The sequence below is a fragment of the Nocardia sp. NPDC050630 genome, assembly GCF_044457245.1.
GTDB lineage: Bacteria > Actinomycetota > Actinomycetes > Mycobacteriales > Mycobacteriaceae > Nocardia.
The window spans coordinates 109,703-125,031 of sequence record NZ_JBITGN010000015.1 but is presented as its reverse complement, the minus strand read 5'-3'; the positions used below and the strand labels follow the sequence as shown (position 1 = coordinate 125,031).

General features: G+C 65.8%; 13 protein-coding genes and 1 tRNA gene. 12 read left to right on the top strand and 2 right to left on the bottom strand.

Annotated elements, in window-relative coordinates:
- Nucleotides 1–154 precede the first annotated feature (154 nt).
- The 9 genes from ACIBG0_RS30585 to ACIBG0_RS30545 all read left to right on the top strand — a co-directional run bounded on the left by ACIBG0_RS30585 (nt 155) and on the right by ACIBG0_RS30545 (nt 9,953).
- Complete coding sequence (locus ACIBG0_RS30585; protein WP_397037252.1) at nt 155–1,672, top strand: ABC transporter substrate-binding protein; 1,518 nt, start codon at nt 155–157, stop codon at nt 1,670–1,672.
- Complete coding sequence (locus ACIBG0_RS30580) at nt 1,672–2,595, top strand: ABC transporter permease (protein WP_397037134.1); 924 nt, start codon at nt 1,672–1,674, stop codon at nt 2,593–2,595. The genes ACIBG0_RS30585 and ACIBG0_RS30580 overlap by 1 nt, the downstream gene beginning before the upstream one ends.
- 28 nt (nt 2,596–2,623) lie before the next feature.
- Nucleotides 2,624–3,481 carry an ABC transporter permease subunit gene (locus tag ACIBG0_RS30575; protein WP_397037132.1) on the top strand — a complete coding sequence of 286 codons (858 nt, stop codon included), beginning with the start codon at nt 2,624–2,626 and terminating at the stop codon, nt 3,479–3,481.
- Nucleotides 3,478–5,070 (top strand): ABC transporter ATP-binding protein, encoded by a 1,593-nt coding sequence (locus ACIBG0_RS30570; protein ID WP_397037130.1) that lies wholly within the window; start codon nt 3,478–3,480, stop codon nt 5,068–5,070. The genes ACIBG0_RS30575 and ACIBG0_RS30570 overlap by 4 nt, the downstream gene beginning before the upstream one ends.
- 213 nt (nt 5,071–5,283) lie before the next feature.
- Nucleotides 5,284–6,009: a lytic transglycosylase domain-containing protein gene (locus ACIBG0_RS30565; protein ID WP_397037128.1), complete on the top strand. Its 726-nt coding sequence runs from the start codon at nt 5,284–5,286 to the stop codon at nt 6,007–6,009.
- 157 nt (nt 6,010–6,166) lie between these two features.
- Nucleotides 6,167–7,453, top strand: coding sequence for a phosphopyruvate hydratase (gene eno / locus ACIBG0_RS30560; protein WP_397037127.1), 1,287 nt, complete (start codon nt 6,167–6,169; stop codon nt 7,451–7,453).
- Nucleotides 7,454–7,470: 17 nt separating this feature from the next.
- Nucleotides 7,471–8,106, top strand: a complete 636-nt coding sequence (locus ACIBG0_RS30555) for a septum formation initiator family protein (RefSeq protein WP_397037125.1) — start codon at nt 7,471–7,473, stop codon at nt 8,104–8,106.
- The gene (locus ACIBG0_RS30550) at nt 8,103–8,633 is read left to right on the top strand and encodes a DUF501 domain-containing protein (protein ID WP_397037123.1); all 531 of its coding nucleotides are present in this window, start codon (nt 8,103–8,105) and stop codon (nt 8,631–8,633) included. Before ACIBG0_RS30555 ends, ACIBG0_RS30550 begins: the two co-directional genes overlap by 4 nt.
- Nucleotides 8,634–9,005: 372 nt before the next feature.
- Entirely contained in the window at nt 9,006–9,953 is a 948-nt protein-coding gene (locus ACIBG0_RS30545) for an exopolyphosphatase (RefSeq protein ID WP_397037122.1), read from the top strand.
- A 110-nt stretch (nt 9,954–10,063) separates the two neighbouring features.
- Here ACIBG0_RS30545 and ACIBG0_RS30540 read toward each other — a convergent pair whose 3' ends face one another.
- Complete coding sequence (locus tag ACIBG0_RS30540) at nt 10,064–10,876, bottom strand: neutral zinc metallopeptidase (RefSeq protein ID WP_397037120.1); 813 nt, start codon at nt 10,874–10,876, stop codon at nt 10,064–10,066.
- 311 nt (nt 10,877–11,187) lie between these two features.
- Between ACIBG0_RS30540 and ACIBG0_RS30535 the strand changes: the two genes are divergently transcribed.
- The 3 genes from ACIBG0_RS30535 to ACIBG0_RS30525 all read left to right on the top strand — a co-directional run bounded on the left by ACIBG0_RS30535 (nt 11,188) and on the right by ACIBG0_RS30525 (nt 14,375).
- On the top strand, nt 11,188–12,639 hold the full coding sequence (locus ACIBG0_RS30535; RefSeq protein ID WP_397037118.1) for a peptide MFS transporter: 1,452 nt from the start codon (nt 11,188–11,190) through the stop codon (nt 12,637–12,639).
- Nucleotides 12,640–12,681: 42 nt separating this feature from the next.
- Nucleotides 12,682–14,196: an amino acid permease gene (locus ACIBG0_RS30530; RefSeq protein ID WP_397037116.1), complete on the top strand. Its 1,515-nt coding sequence runs from the start codon at nt 12,682–12,684 to the stop codon at nt 14,194–14,196.
- A 105-nt stretch (nt 14,197–14,301) separates the two neighbouring features.
- Nucleotides 14,302–14,375: transfer RNA gene (locus ACIBG0_RS30525), tRNA-Leu, on the top strand.
- A gap of 39 nt (nt 14,376–14,414) precedes the next feature.
- Here ACIBG0_RS30525 and ACIBG0_RS30520 read toward each other — a convergent pair.
- A complete protein-coding gene (locus ACIBG0_RS30520; RefSeq protein WP_397037250.1) occupies nt 14,415–15,041 on the bottom strand; it encodes an SDR family NAD(P)-dependent oxidoreductase in 627 nt (208 codons plus the stop codon).
- Between the last annotated feature and the right edge of the window lie 288 nt (nt 15,042–15,329).

The window sequence follows — 15,329 nt, the reverse complement described above, 5'->3', positions numbered from 1 at the left end:
AATTTGCGGCATCGTCTTCGAGCTGGTGGTGGATAGCTGTGCTGCGGCAAAACTCAACGCCCGGAACTCTATTAGGCTAGCCTGTCCTAGCTAGATGCGCTAGGTTTCGCGGTCGCGCGAGGGTTACTCGTTGAGGTTCGAGGAAGGCAGCACCATGGAATGGAATCGACGACAACTCCTGCGATCGGGACTCGGTGTCGGCGCGGTGCTGGTGGTCGCCGCATGTTCGGACGGCGGCAATTCGGACGGCCCGGCGCGGCGCGGCGGCACCCTGCGGGTCGGTGCGCTCGGCAGCGCGGCGCGCATCGAACGCGATCCGCATGCGAATCTCAGCAATGACAGCGACTTCCTCATCACCTCGCTGGTCTACGACGCGCTCACGGTACCGGGCGCGAACCCGAATGTTGCTGCGCGCCTTTCCAGTCGGTGGGAAGCCGATGCGCAGCGACGTCGCTGGAGTTTCACCATCGCCGATGGCGCTGCCTTCCACGACGGCACCCCCGTCACCTCCGATGATGTGGTGTGGTCGCTGCGTCGACTGCGGACCGTCGGCGGTGCGTCGAAAATGCCTGCCGCCGTGGAAGACATCACCGCGGACGGCCCGAATCGGGTGGTCATCGCGCTTCCGGAGCCGAACTCGCAACTGCCGCTGCTGGTTCGGTTGATGACCTTCACGGTCAGGAAGGACACCACCGATTTCACCAAGGCCATCGGCACCGGGCCGTTCCGGTTGGAGTCCTATCAAGGTGGCAATGCCCGGCTGGTGCGCAACGATCGGTGGCACGGTCCGGTGCCACTGCTGGATGCCATCGAGGTCACCATGTTCGACAGCGTGACGGCGCTGGGCAATGCGGTGCTCGGCGGTCAGATCGATCTGGCATCGAATGTTGGTGCGATCGCGGGACGCACCGCCGAGGGGCGCGGCGATCTGCGGGTGGTGCGGCGATCGAACGACACCATGGTGGGGGTCGCGATGCGGACCTCCGACGGACCGTTCGCCGATGCGCGGGTACGCGAAGCCATTCGGTTGGGCGTCGATCGCAAGGCCTTGGTCAATCAGGTGCATTCGGGTTACGGCACGGTCGCGAACGACATCCTCGGCACCGGTGATCCGCTGTACGACAACACGGTCGCGCAGCGGGTCCGCGATGTGGATCGGGCGAAGTCGCTGTTGCGCGATGCCGGATTCGATACCGGGCGCAGCTACCAGTTCCTCACCAAGGCCGAGGCGCCGGGCGAGGTCGAATCGGCGAAGGTGATCGCGACCCAGCTGGCCGATATCGGGCTGCGCCTCGATGTCGTGACGCAGGAGTCGAACACCTTCTACGACCAGACCTGGTTGAAGGCGCCGCTGTACACGGTCTCCTGGGGCACCAATGATTCCACACTTTTCTTCGCGACCAAGCTGATGTCCTCGGCTTCCAATCGCAACGAAACCGCGTTCAAGGATGCGGAATTCGACGCCGCCACCACGAAAGCCCTTGCTGCTCCCGATGACTCGTCATACACGATTGCCTGCCGAGACGTGCAGCGGATCCAGTACGCCCGCGGTGGTTATCTGGTGTGGGGCATGGCCGACGGTATCGATATCGCGACGTCCCGGGTGCGTGATGTGCCGACCCTCGGCGGCTTCGCCAGGGTGCAGTTGGAACGAGCCTGGCTCGCGGAGTGATGTCCTTCGCGCGACTCCTTATCCGGCGCGTCGTCCTGCTGGTCGCGCTGCTGGCCACGGTGTTCGCGGCAGTCGACCTGCTGCCGGGCAATTCCGCCCGCGCGGTGCTCGGCCGCGACGCCACCGCGGAGCAGATCGCGGCGAAGGAACACGAACTCGGCCTCGACCGTGCGCTGCCGATGCGCTTCCTCGAGTGGATATCCGGTGTGGTGACCGGCGATTTCGGTCGTACCGCGCGTGGGCGTTCGATCAATGAGCTATTGGCCGACAAGTTTCCGCCGACGCTGCTGCTCGGTGGGCTCGCGTTCCTGGTGACGGTGGTCGCGTCGCTGCTGCTCGGCAGCTGGTGGGCGGCGCGGCGCGGGCCGACTACCCGGTTGTTGCAGCCGAGCACCACTGCGGCTGCGGCGATTCCGGAGTTCGTCATCGCGACCTTGTTGATCCTGGCGTTCTCGTTGGGCCTGGGTTGGTTGCCCGCCGTCACCATTACCGGGCGTTCCGGTTTTCCGGCCAGTCCGGACATGCTGGTGCTGCCGGTGCTCGCACTGGCGATACCGCAGACCGGCTGGAACACCCGGGTGGTGCGCGCAGCGCTACTCGATTCCGCGCGCTCGCCGCATGTGGAAACTGCGGTGCTGGACGGACTTTCGACAACCACCGTGCTCACAAGGCATGTGCTGCCATTCGCGCTGCCGACGATTGTGGCGAGTTTCGCGACCACGGTCGGCATGCTGCTCGGTGGTGCGCTGGTGGTGGAGACCATTTTCAACTACCCGGGACTGGGTGCGGTGCTGGCGGGTTCGGTGGCCGATCGGGACACCTCCCTGATCGCCGCGGTGGTGGCGCTGACCGGGGTGGTCATCATGGCCATGTTGGCGATGGCGGACGGGGTTCGGGCCTGGGCAGTGCGGGGGCGGATATGACCGGATTCCGACGACCCGGAGGTCGCAAATGAAGCGTTTCCTCACGGTACTGCCCGCGCTGGTGGTGGTTATCGCTGCCGCGCTCGGGCCCAGCCTGGCGACTCGATCTGCCGAGGAGGCGATCGGGATACCGTTCGCGCGGCCGGGTGCGGACACCTTGTTGGGTACCGACCGGCTCGGGCGGGATGTGCTGGCGCAACTGCTCTATGGCGGTTGGGGTCTGCTGTTGCTGGCGGGTGTGATCGCGCTCGCGGTGACGGGGTTGTCGTGCGTGCTCGGTGCCGTCGCGGCACTGCGTCCACGGGTCGGTGCATTGATCGAGGGCGGCGCCGATTTCGCGATCCTGCTGCCGGCCGTGCTCGGGATCTTGTTGGTGCTGACGGCGTGGCCCGATGCAGGTGTCTACGGTCTTGTGGTGGTCGCGCTGCTCTTCGGAACTCCCTACTGCGCAAGGGTTTTTGCCGCGGCCGCCGCCGGAGTTGCGGCGAGCGGTTATGTCGAGGTCGCCCAAGCCAGCGGTGAAACTCTGCCGCACTTGGTATTTCGCGAGGTGATTCCGAATCTGCGCGAGGTCTTGGCCGCGCAACTCGGTCTTCGCTTCGTAGAGGGCGTGTATGTGGTCAGCACCGCATCGTTTCTGCAGCTGCCGACCACGTTGGGCGCGAGCAACTGGGCGGTCATGGTGCGCGAGAACTCCTCCGGCATGCTCCTCAACCCCTGGTCCGTGCTGGCGCCGAGCCTGGCGATCGCGGTGGTCGCGGTCAGTGTGAATCTCGCGGTGACCTCGTTCGATCAACATCGTCCGCGACGACGGGCTATCCGGGTAACGCGCGGGTCCGAGACACTGGCCGGTGCGGAGTCGCCGGTTGGGGAGGAGCGGGGATGAATCGATCGGTCGTCGTCGATGCGTTGACAGTATGCGGATCGAATGGTCAAAAGTTGTTCGAGCCCATCAGTTTCCGCGTCGCGGCGGGTAAGGTCACCGCCCTGACCGGTCCGTCCGGATCGGGCAAGACCACGTTGATGCGGGCACTGCTCGGGCACTTGCCAGCGGGAGCGCGGCGATCCGGGGGGTCGGCCGTTGTGGCCGGGCACGACATATTCGCCTTGAATCCTGGTGCACTGCAACAGTTCCGACGTGACCATATCGCTTATGTCGGACAGGATCCCGGCTCGGCGCTCAATCCATTGATGCGGGTGCGTGCCTTGCTGAACGAGGTTCGCCATCCCGATGCCGCCGTGCCCGAGACCCTGGAGCTGGTCGGCCTATCCGATGAGCACTTGCGCCGTCGCCCGGGCGAACTCTCCGGCGGTCAGCAGCGCCGGGTGGCCCTCGCGCGTGCGCTGGTTCGCCATACCGGGATCCTTATTCTCGACGAACCACTGGCCGGGCTGCACGGATCCCTGCGCACCGAAATCGCCCGTGTGCTCGCCGATGTCGCCGCTCAGCGCGCTGCGGCGATCTTGCTGTCCGGGCACGACACCGCGACTATCCAAGCGATCGCCGATGATGTGGTCGAGTTGGGTGCGGTGCATTCCGATGTGATCGGGCGCACACCCTTGCCGGCTCGTTTCGGGATGTCGACTTCATCGCAATCGAATGGGGGTGCCGCGTCGATCGGGCGGGTGGCGACGGCTCCGGAGCTTGCGCTCGACGTCGACACCGGAGGCTCGGCTCCGCAGCCGAGCGGCGGGTGGGCGGCGGTAGCGGTGCGGTCCAGGACGGTGGAGTCGGCTGCGGGACCCATTCTGCGTGCGCAGGATATCGGCGCCTCGATCGGCGGGCACGAGGTGCTGGCGGACATTGATTTCGTGCTGCCGGGCGGCGCGGCGCTGGCGATCGTCGGAGCGTCTGGAGCAGGTAAGACCACTCTCGCTCGGGTGGTCGCCGGCCTGCACCCGGAAGCGACCGGATCGCTGGTATTGCGGGGTGAATCGATCCCGGTCGGACCGGGTCGTCGCACTCGCGACGGTCGCAACGGTATTCAGCTGGTTACGCAGAACCCCCGGTCCGCGCTCAACCCTCGGCGTACCGTCGCGCAGACCCTCGGCCGTCCGCTGCGCCGAATCGGCGGGATTGCGAAACGACAGTTGGCGCAGCGCATTACCGAGCTACTCGACTCGGTCGAACTCGCACCGGAACTCGCCACCCGCTACCCGCACGAACTCTCCGGCGGCCAACGCCAGCGGGTGGCGCTGGCCAGGGCACTCGCGGCCGAGCCCGCCGTCCTGGTCTGCGACGAGATCACCTCGGCACTGGACCACAACACCGCTGTCTCGATCATGACCCTGCTTGACCGCATCCGCGCCGAACACGGCACCGGCCTGCTCGTCATCACCCACGATATGACCCTGGTCACCGGGCACTGCTCGCACCTCGTCGTCCTCGACCACGGGCGCATTGTCGAGTCAGGCTCGGCGACAGCGGTCCTCACCACTCCGGCACACACCGCGACCCACGAACTGCTCGGCTAGGCGTTTCCCGCACACGCGTTGTGCGTGATGCGCGCTAGTTCTGCGAGGACGAATCGGTGGCTGCGTAATCGACGATCTGCTCGGTAATCTCGGTTCACGGAGCGCATGCCCCCCCCGGGCATGCTGGGTCTGCAGGGGGAGGGACATATGAATTCGGGCTTGCCGCGACGCATGCTTCGCGGGGGTGGTCGTTCGAATCCGGATGATGGAGGAATGCTCGCGAAGCTGACCGGCGTATTGGTCGCCGCTATGGTGACCCTCGTGCTCGCCGGTTGCGGTGCCGAACGCAATCTGCCGCCGATTCCCGAAGGCATTCCGCCCGGCCCTGGTACGCCGCTACCGCTGATCGATCTGGACGCGCCCGGCCGCACCGCAGCGCAGTTGCGCGACTGGGCCGACGAGCAATCCGACAAACTCGGCATTCCGAGTGTCGCGCTGGAAGCCTACGGCTACGCTGCGGCAATCATGGGTCGGTCCCGGCCCGACTGCGGCATCGCCTGGACCACCATCGCGGGAATCGCCAGCGTGGAAAGTAAGCACGGCACCCATCGCGGTTCGGCGGTCGACGCGAATGGCACCGTGCGCCCGCCGATCATCGGCATCCCACTCGACGGTGCGCCGGGAGTAGCACTGGTCGAGGACACCGACGCCGGCATGCTCGACGGCGATCCGGAGTTCGACAGGGCGTTGGGCCCACTGCAATTCATTCCGGAGACCTGGAAGCGCTGGGGTGTCGACGCGAACGGCGATGGCGTCGCCGATCCGCAGAATATCGATGACGCCGCACTCACCGCGGCCCGCTACTTGTGCGCGAGTGGTGGCGATCTGACCTCCGAGCGCGGCTGGCAACAGGCCCTATTGACCTACAACCAGTCCAATGCCTATCTATTGACCGTCCGCGATCGCGCTGCCGCCTACAGCGTCGGGCGCCGGGCATGAGCACTCGTCGGAGGAAGCAACAGGTGCTCGTCGCGACAGTGCGATGCGATTCGTCGGAGTGCCGGTTACTGCGCAATCGTCGAGGACGCTAGGCTCGCAGGCGCACGGCCCTTCCCGTCAGACCTACCGTGCCAACAGCCGAAGGAGTGTCGTTTTCGTGGCCATCATCGAACAGGTCGGAGCTCGCGAGATCCTCGATTCTCGCGGAAACCCCACTGTCGAGGTCGAGATCGCCCTCGACGACGGCACCCTGACCAGGGCTGCCGTGCCCTCCGGTGCCTCTACCGGTGAGCATGAGGCCGTCGAACTGCGCGACGGCGGCGAGCGCTACGGCGGCAAAGGTGTGCAGAAGGCCGTCGAGGGTGTACTCGACGAGATCGCGCCCGCCGTCATCGGCTTGGACGCGGTCGAGCAGCGCACCGTCGACCAGGTCCTGCTGGATCTGGACGGCACACCGGACAAGTCCCGCCTCGGCGCGAACGCCCTGCTCGGCGTCTCGCTCGCGGTGGCCCGCGCCGCCGCCGAATCCTCGGGCCTCGAGCTGTTCCGCTACCTGGGCGGTCCGAATGCGCATGTGCTTCCGGTGCCGATGATGAACATCCTCAATGGTGGTGCGCACGCCGACAGCGGCGTCGACGTCCAGGAGTTCATGGTCGCCCCGATCGGTGCGACCACCTTCAAGGAGTCGCTGCGTTGGGGCGCCGAGGTGTACCACGCGCTCAAGTCGGTGCTGAAGGCCAAGGGTCTGTCCACCGGTCTCGGTGACGAGGGTGGTTTCGCGCCCTCGGTCGCTGGCACCAAGGAAGCGCTCGACCTGATCGGTGTCGCCATCGCGAAAACCGGCCTGAAGCTGGGCACCGATGTCGCGCTCGCACTCGATGTCGCCGCCACCGAGTTCTACACCGCGGGCAACGGTTACAAGTTCGAGGGCAGCGTCCGCTCGGCCGCCGAGATGGCGCAGTTCTACGCCGAACTGCTCACCGCATACCCGCTGGTCTCCATCGAGGACCCGCTCTCGGAGGACGACTGGGACGGCTGGGTCGCGCTGACCGATCAGATCGGCGACAAGGTGCAACTGGTCGGCGATGACCTGTTCGTCACCAACCCGGAGCGCCTGGAGGAGGGCATCACCAAGGGCGCGGCCAATGCGCTGCTGGTGAAGGTCAACCAGATCGGCACGCTGACCGAAACATTGGATGCCGTCGAGCTCGCGCACCGCAACGGCTACAAAACGATGATGAGCCACCGCTCCGGCGAGACCGAGGACACCACCATCGCCGACCTTGCCGTCGCGGTCGGCAGCGGTCAGATCAAGACCGGTGCCCCGGCGCGCAGCGAGCGCGTCGCCAAGTACAACCAGCTGCTGCGCATCGAGGACGCGCTGGGCGATTCCGCACGGTACGCGGGTGACGTCGCGTTCCCGCGGTTCGCGTTCGAAGGCTAGCCAGCTAGGGGAGCGGTATGACAGAGCGGCGTGCGCGTGGATCCAGTCCGGCCGGACGGGGGAATCGCCGCACGTCGCGCTCTGCCAGATCGCGCCCGGCCGCCGAATCGCCGGCGGCCGCACCGAAGCGGACGACCCGCAGGCGGTCCGAAGCCGCCGAGAAGACCAAGCCGCAGAAGATAGGGCTGCGCTCCGGTGGGCACGAGGACAAGCACGATCGCACCATCCTCGGCCTGTCCACCGGTAAGGCGGTCATCCTGGCCATTGTTCTGTGCGCACTCGCCTTGACTTTGGCTGTGCCACTACGCACATATTTCACCCAGCGCGCCGAGGCCGCGCATTTGGCGCAGGAGCGCATCGAACTCGAGGCCGATCTCGCCAAATTGCGGGATCGCCGCGCGCAGCAACAGGATCCGGCCTATGTGCGCTCCGAGGCCAGGGACCGGTTGCGGCTGGTGATGCCGGGTGAGACGCCCTATATCGTCCAGGTGCCGGGTATCGAAGCGCCCGCGCCGCCCGCCGCACCGACCCAGTCGAAGGCGCCCGAGCCCTGGTACACCGAACTGTGGCGCAGTATTTCGCAACCGCAGCAGGCCCCGGCGCCCGCGGCCGCACCCGCCGCTCCGCAGCCAGCACCGGAAGGACCCAGGTGAGCGCACCGAACGACCGCGATCTCGAGATCATCGCCAAGCAGTTGGGACGCGAGCCGCGCGGTGTACTCGCCGTCGCCTACCGCACCCCGGACGGTCTGCCCGCGGTGGTCAAGACCGCGCCGCGGCTGCCCGACGGCACCCCCTTCCCGACCCTCTATTACCTGACCGATCCGCGCCTCACCGCTGAGGCGAGCAGGCAGGAATCCGCGGGCGTCATGCGGGAAATGACCGAACGCCTCACCACTGACCCGAAATTGGCCGCCGCCTACCGCGCCGCCCACGAGAGCTACCTCGCCGAGCGCGATGAGATCGAATCCCTCGGCACCGATTTCACCGGCGGCGGTATGCCCGAACGAGTGAAATGCCTGCACGTCCTCATCGCCCACTCCCTCGCCAAGGGGCCGGGCGTAAACCCCTTCGGCGACGAAGCGGTATCCCTGGCGGCTGATAGGGGCCTCCGCGGCACCGCCATCCCGGCGGACTGGCCGAAATACGAGCCGCCCCACGCCCCGACCGACGCGCAATGACATGACCGCCGCGCTCGAAATGACCACCGGCGCTGGAAGGAACGTGCGCGCTGTGGTGAGCGTGGGCGATGAAAACGGCTCAGGCGCCCCGATCATGAAAGTGCCGTGGGGCGCTAGGGCACTGGAATGCGCGGGTGCTGGATCGAGCGTGGATGCTGCGATCAGTGCTGGTGCTCTGATGAACGTGGCCGCTCCGACATGGGCGGGCGTGGGATTGTGCGGGGGTCCTGCGATGTGCGCGGCCGCTGGAATGAGAGTGGGCGGTGCGATGTGCGCGGCCGCTGACGCGCGCGGCGGAGGTGCTGGGATGAGCGGGCGCTCCGGTGAGCGCGAGTGGGAGATTGGCCGTGGCTGATAGGAGCGGAGCTGAGCATGAGTGATCGGGTAGCGGCAGTTGATTGCGGGACGAATTCGATCCGACTATTGATCGCCGAGGTGCTCGGCGATGGGCGGTTGGTGGATGTGCATCGGGAGATGCGCATTGTGCGGCTGGGTCAGGGGGTGGATGCGACGGGGGCACTCGCGCCGGAGGCGATCGAGCGCACCAGGGTTGCGCTCGCCGATTATGTCGCGCTGATGCGGGAGGCGGGGGTCAGTCGAGTGCGGATGGTCGCGACCTCCGCGACTCGCGATGCCGCCAACCGCGAGGACTTTTTCGCCATGGCCCGTGCCGAACTCGGCACCGTGGTGGCGGGTGCGGAGGCCGAGGTGATCACCGGTGACGAGGAAGCGCGGCTGTCCTTCAGCGGTGCGGTTGGTGAATTGGCCAGCGAGGCAGGACCTTTCGTTGTCGTCGATCTGGGCGGTGGATCCACCGAACTCGTCGTCGGCGACAGCGATGGTGTGCGTGCCGCATTCTCCGCCGATATCGGCTGCGTCCGCATTACCGAGCGATGCCTGCCGGGCAATCCGCCGACCGCCGAAGAGGTCTCCGCCGCACGGGCATTCGCCACCGAACGACTGGATGAGGCATTCGCCATGGTGCCGGTCGAGGGTGCGCATACCTGGGTCGGCGTCGCGGGCACCATGACTACGATCGCGGCGGTCGCCCTCGATCTGCCCGAATACGATTCGGAGCGCGTCCATCTCACCACCCTCACCCTGGACCAGGTGCGCGAGGTCTGCGATCGCCTGATCGGCATGAACCACGACGAGCGCGCCGCTCTCGGCCCCATGCATCCCGGTCGCGTCGACGTGATCGGCGGCGGTGCCGTCATCACCGAGGTGCTTGCCTACGAACTGTCCCGGCGCGCAGATATTTCCGCTCTCGTCGTCAGCGAACACGACATCCTCGACGGCATAGCCCTGTCCATCGCCTGACGCGGCTATCGCGGCTGTCGCGCCACAGGTCCACTATCGTCGGCCGCCACGACGAGATTGAGACGGTGTACCCCCACTGGCCGTCCGTCGCACCCCCGCTCGGGAACCGGTCACTCCACCTCGGCGAGCGTGGCCGTCCAGGTATTGCACGACGATGTCGCGCCGCTGCGGTAACCGGCTTCGACCCAGCGCCGACTGTTCAACCCGGTGCCGTGGGTCGGATCCTCCTCGGTATCGGATTGGATATCGATCAGATCCGCGGCCTCGTCCGGGGGCAATATGCCCCCGGCCTGTGCTGCCGCCAGCATCACCCCGGCCAGGCACTGAGCTTGGAGTTCGATGCGTCGGCTGAGTTCCAGTCCGAGCGGCGACTTCGCGCCCGCGGTATCGATATCTCGATCGGCGGTGCGCAAGATGCCGGTGGAGGACTGTAGGTGGTGGCCGTATTCGTGCATCACGACGAACATCAGGTACTGCCCGAGTTGCGAACCCCACCCCCGATGGATGGGATCGTCGGTCGGCCAGTACACAGTGCCGCCGCAATAGAACGCCGGATCGGTGGACTGAACCTGTTTCGAGCATCCGGTCGTCACGTTGTCGACCACCATGAGTTGCAGCGGCGCGAGGGTCATACCCGCCGCGTGCAGGGCCGGACCCCAGACCTTCGTCAAGCAGTCCAATTCGGTCTGCACGAATTGCCGTTGACCCGCCGCGCTCATCTCTATCGGCGGCAGCTGACACCGCAGCGGGGCCAAGCGCAACTCGGCATGCAGCGTATTCGCTGTCAGCGGAGGTTCCGGCAGCGCACCAACGACGGACTCGGCGTCGACCGCGGAGACCGATGCGCATCCGGAGCCGAGCAGCGCAACCAGCGCGCCGATCACGGCGACCAGCAGCGCCGCATGGGCGCTCGAGCGCTTCATCAGGGTCCCCCGTCCAGCCAACAAACGAGGTTTCCCCGTCCAGCGAGGCGAACTTTACCGGGAAATTCTCCGGCTTTCTTGTCGAGCGCGGTGCGTCACCGAGTCGCGGTCGACGAAATAGTCGATTGCTTCTGATTCGCTGAAAGAGCGCAACGAGCGGGTACTTTCACGACGGACGTACCGGTTAGCGGATTGCTCCGGCGGGAGTTCTGGCATGTCCTGCCACACCGGCCGTGAACGGGGAAACTTTGCCAGGGCTGCCGGGCATTCTCTGCTGATATGGGATCGTCTGACCTATGTCCGATGCGGCAATGGCAGAGCAACCAGTTCGGGAGCGAACCCTGTTCGGTCACCCGATCGGGTTGACCAACCTCTTCGGAGTCGAACTCTGGGAGCGCTTCTCGTTCTACGGAATGCTCACCATCCTCGGGTACTACCTGTACTACTCGACGACCGAGGGTGGACTGGGTCTATCGCAGAGCACCGGCGTCGGGATCGTCGGCGCGTACGGCGGGCTGGTGTACCTGTCCACAGTGCTCGGCGGGTGGATCGCCGACCGGTTGATCGGTATGGAGCGCACCGTCTTCTACGGCGGCGTTGTGGTCATGGCCGGGCATATCGCACTGGCGGCTCTGCCCGGGCTCAGCGGTGTCGGAGTCGGCCTTGTCTTGGTCGCGCTCGGCAGCGGCGGATTGAAGGCCAATGCCTCTTCGCTGCTCGGCACCCTCTACCGGCCGGGTGATCCGCGCTTCGACGGCGGCTTCACGCTGTTCTATCTGGGCATCAACCTCGGTGCATTCGTCGGCCCGCTGCTCACCGGCCTGCTGCAACGGCATTGGGGCTTTCACTACGGCTTCGGTGCGGCCGCGGTCGGCATGGCATTGGGGCTGACGCAGTATGTGGTGTTCCGGCGCAATCTGGGCACCGCGGGCAGACATGTGCCCAACCCGTTGCCGCGCAACGCTGTGGGGCCGATTCTGGGCATCGTGGCCGGTGCGGCCATCGTGGTCGCGCTGGCATTGATCACCGGGCTGGTGAACCTGGACAACCTCTCCGAGGTGACCACCGGCGTCATCATCGCGGCCTCGCTCGCCTACTTCGCGCTCATGCTGACCAGCGGCAGGGTGACGCCGCTCGAGCGCAGCCGGGTGCGTGCCTTCATTCCGTTGTTCATCGCGAATGCGGTTTTCTGGTCGCTGTTCCAGCAGATCTTCACGGTGCTCGCGGTGTACTCCGATGAGCGGATGCGGTGGACCATCTTCGGCTGGACCGCACCGTCGAACTGGATCGGCTCGGTGGAGCCGGTGTGGATCATCTGCCTGTCCCCGCTGTTCGCGCTGACGTGGACCAAGCTGGGCAATCGCGCACCGAGCACACCGCGCAAATTCTCCTTCGGCGTCATCGGCATGGGCCTGGCGTTCTGGTTGTTCGTGCTGTTCTCGGGCAGCAGCGGCAAATCCGTTCCGGTGTTGGCGGTACTGCTCATCATGGGCGCATTCGCGGTGTCCGAGCTGCTGCTTTCCCCGATCGGCCTCTCGGTCACCACACAGCTGGCGCCCGAGGCGTTCTGGGCCCAGATGATGGCGCTGTACTTCTTCTCCGTTGGCATCGGAACATCAATGTCCGGTACTTTGGCTCGGTTCTATGACGCGGACCACGAATTCGCGTACTTCGGTATCACCGGAGCAGTAGCGATCTGTGCCGGTCTGATCGTCGTCGCACTCACACCATGGGTGAGCCGACATATGGCCGGTGTGCATTAGGAAATCGACGGAGAACCCGTCGACTACGGCAAGGAGACATTGTTGGCGACCCCAGGAACTCGATGGGGCGGTCTGTTCCGCACCAAATCGGTCGAGCAGTCCATCCAGGACACCGACGAACCCGATTCGAAATTGCGCAAGGATCTGACCGCCTGGGACCTCACCGTCTTCGGTGTCGCCGTGGTGGTCGGTGCGGGCATCTTCACACTCACCGCGCGGACCGCGGGCAATGTCGCCGGACCTTCGGTTTCCCTGGCCTTCGTCTTCGCCGCCATCGCCTGCGGACTGACAGCGCTCTGCTACGCCGAATTCGCCTCGACGGTTCCGGTGGCGGGCAGTGCGTACACATTCTCCTACGCCACCTTCGGCGAGCTCGTCGCATGGATCATCGGCTGGGATCTGATCCTGGAGTTCGCGCTCGCGGTGTCGGTGGTCGCCAAGGGGTGGTCGCAGTACCTCGGTGAGGTGATGGGATCGCATTCGCCGATCGCACATCTGGGGCCGATCGACTTCGACTGGGGTGCGGTACTTCTCATCGCGGTCCTGGGTGTGCTGCTGGCGGTCGGCACCAAGGTGTCCTCGCGGGTTTCGGCCGTGGCCGTCGCCATCAAGCTGAGCGTTATCGCGGTGGTCCTCGTTGTCGGCGCCACCTACTTCGACAAGTCGAACCTGAGGCCCTACATCCCTCCCTCGCAGTCCGGTGCGGAAGGGGAGGGGCTGCACCAGTCGCTGTTCTCCTACTTCACCGGCGCCGGCCAAAGCACCTTCGGCTGGTACGGCCTGCTCGCGGCGGCCAGTCTGGTGTTCTTCGCATTCATCGGCTTCGATGTCGTCGCGACCACGGCGGAGGAGACGAAGAATCCGCAGCGCTCGGTGCCGCGCGGCATCCTCGGCTCGCTGGTGATCGTCACAATTCTGTACGTCGCGGTTTCGCTGGTCCTCACCGGCATGGTGCCCTACACCGCGCTATCGGGCGACAAAGCGACGCTCGCAACGGCTTTCGCGCAGCACGGCGCCACCTGGACCAAGAACATCATCTCCATCGGCGCGCTCGCCGGACTCACCACGGTCGTCATGGTGATGTTCCTCGGCCAGACCCGCGTGCTGTTCGCCATGTCGCGCGACGGACTGATGCCGCGCCAGCTCGCACACACCGGCAAGAACGGCACCCCGGTTCGACTGACCGCCATCGTCGGCGTCGTGTGTGCCGCGCTCGCCGGTTTCGTGGACTTCGGCACCCTCGAGGAGATGGTCAATATCGGCACGCTCTTCGCCTTCGTCCTGGTCGCCATCGGCATTCTCATCCTGCGCCGCACCCGCCCCGAACTCCCGCGTGGCTTCCGGGTGCCCTTGGTCCCGCTCGTCCCCATCCTCGCCGTACTCGCCTGCCTCTGGTTGATGCTCAACCTCTCGGTCGAAACATGGCTGCGCTTCCTCGTCTGGATGGCTATCGGCCTGATCGTCTACTTCGCCTACGGCCGCCGGCACTCCGTGCTAGCCAACACGCCAGGCGCGAACTCTCCTGACGGCACCGCACCGATAGCCGCCTACGACTAGGTCCCTGACTGCGCGCTGGCGGCATTACTCTGTCCACCACCGGAGATGCACTAGCCTGCAGAGGGAATTCCGGTACGGCAGTACGAGTCGGTACGCTAACCGGGCGCCCCTATAGCCCAATTGGCAGAGGCAGCAGACTTAAAATCTGCAAAGTGTCGGTTCGAGTCCGACTGGGGGCACGAGACGAATTCCACAGTGGGCGGGTCGAGGCAGATGGCTCACCGGCCGGGGCCAGCTGAACGGTGATGCGGATATCGGTGTTGTCCAGCGTTGGACACAGTTCGCGGGCTCCGTCCCCGCAGGCTGGTCGATGAGTCAGGCTGCGGGCGTGTGCCCTCGAGCCGCCACCGTGACGCCCTTCCATGCGGTCCAGGTCTCGAGCCGGTCGCGTAGACCTGCGGAACGATCAGGTTTCCTCCGGAACCGAAGAACACTCGCAAGGCGGGTTGGCGGAGTCTGCGATTTCGCGGAGCGCGCGGCCTGCGGCAGCCGGGTCGCCGGAATCGAGGGTCTGGGTGTAGGCGGCGAAGGCCGACGTAGCGGGGCGTTGTTCCGATCAGGTTCAAGCGGCCGAAATGCTCGTCGGCGCGCTTCACGGTCTCGAAGACTTGTGCCCTGTCGGTCACATCCAGCTCGAGCCCAAGTACCGCATCGCCGTAAGCGGCGACCAGCTCCGTGAGGTGTTCGGTACTGCGGGCGGTCGCTGCCACCTTGTCGCCGCGAGACAACGCGGCCTCGGCGAAGTTGCGGCGAAGCCGCGAGAGGAGCCGGTGACAAACCAGACCTTGCTCATGATGTCTTTCCGTTCTATTCGGAGTGGCGAGCGCAGCGAGGAGTGATTCCATCGCCGCCGATGTCCCCTGCTGCTGCATCGACTGAACACAAGATGCCGCCGACCCGCTTTCCATAACGGCATCGCGGCGTGACGTGCGTCACTGCTACGACGATTTCGCAAAAATCAGGTGAGCGTTTATCGGGTGTGCTAGGTAAGCGGCTATCGGGCCAACTGCGCGAACAAGAATTTGCGGATAGCTCTTCGCGGTGCGGAACGCAGTCGGAGACGGCGGTTTCACAGCGTAATTTCGGCGGTGTCTGAGGACTTGACCACACCGAGTTCTTGCTCACTCGGGGAT

Coding starts and splice junctions, on each gene's coding strand:
- ACIBG0_RS30585 (WP_397037252.1), top strand. CDS start 155: ATGGAATGGAATCGACGACAACTCCTGCGATCGGGACTCGGTGTCGGC.
- ACIBG0_RS30580 (WP_397037134.1), top strand. CDS start 1,672: ATGTCCTTCGCGCGACTCCTTATCCGGCGCGTCGTCCTGCTGGTCGCG.
- ACIBG0_RS30575 (WP_397037132.1), top strand. CDS start 2,624: ATGAAGCGTTTCCTCACGGTACTGCCCGCGCTGGTGGTGGTTATCGCT.
- ACIBG0_RS30570 (WP_397037130.1), top strand. CDS start 3,478: ATGAATCGATCGGTCGTCGTCGATGCGTTGACAGTATGCGGATCGAAT.
- ACIBG0_RS30565 (WP_397037128.1), top strand. CDS start 5,284: ATGCTCGCGAAGCTGACCGGCGTATTGGTCGCCGCTATGGTGACCCTC.
- ACIBG0_RS30555 (WP_397037125.1), top strand. CDS start 7,471: ATGACAGAGCGGCGTGCGCGTGGATCCAGTCCGGCCGGACGGGGGAAT.
- ACIBG0_RS30545 (WP_397037122.1), top strand. CDS start 9,006: ATGAGTGATCGGGTAGCGGCAGTTGATTGCGGGACGAATTCGATCCGA.
- ACIBG0_RS30540 (WP_397037120.1), bottom strand. CDS start 10,876: ATGAAGCGCTCGAGCGCCCATGCGGCGCTGCTGGTCGCCGTGATCGGC.
- ACIBG0_RS30535 (WP_397037118.1), top strand. CDS start 11,188: ATGGCAGAGCAACCAGTTCGGGAGCGAACCCTGTTCGGTCACCCGATC.
- ACIBG0_RS30520 (WP_397037250.1), bottom strand. CDS start 15,041: ATGGAATCACTCCTCGCTGCGCTCGCCACTCCGAATAGAACGGAAAGA.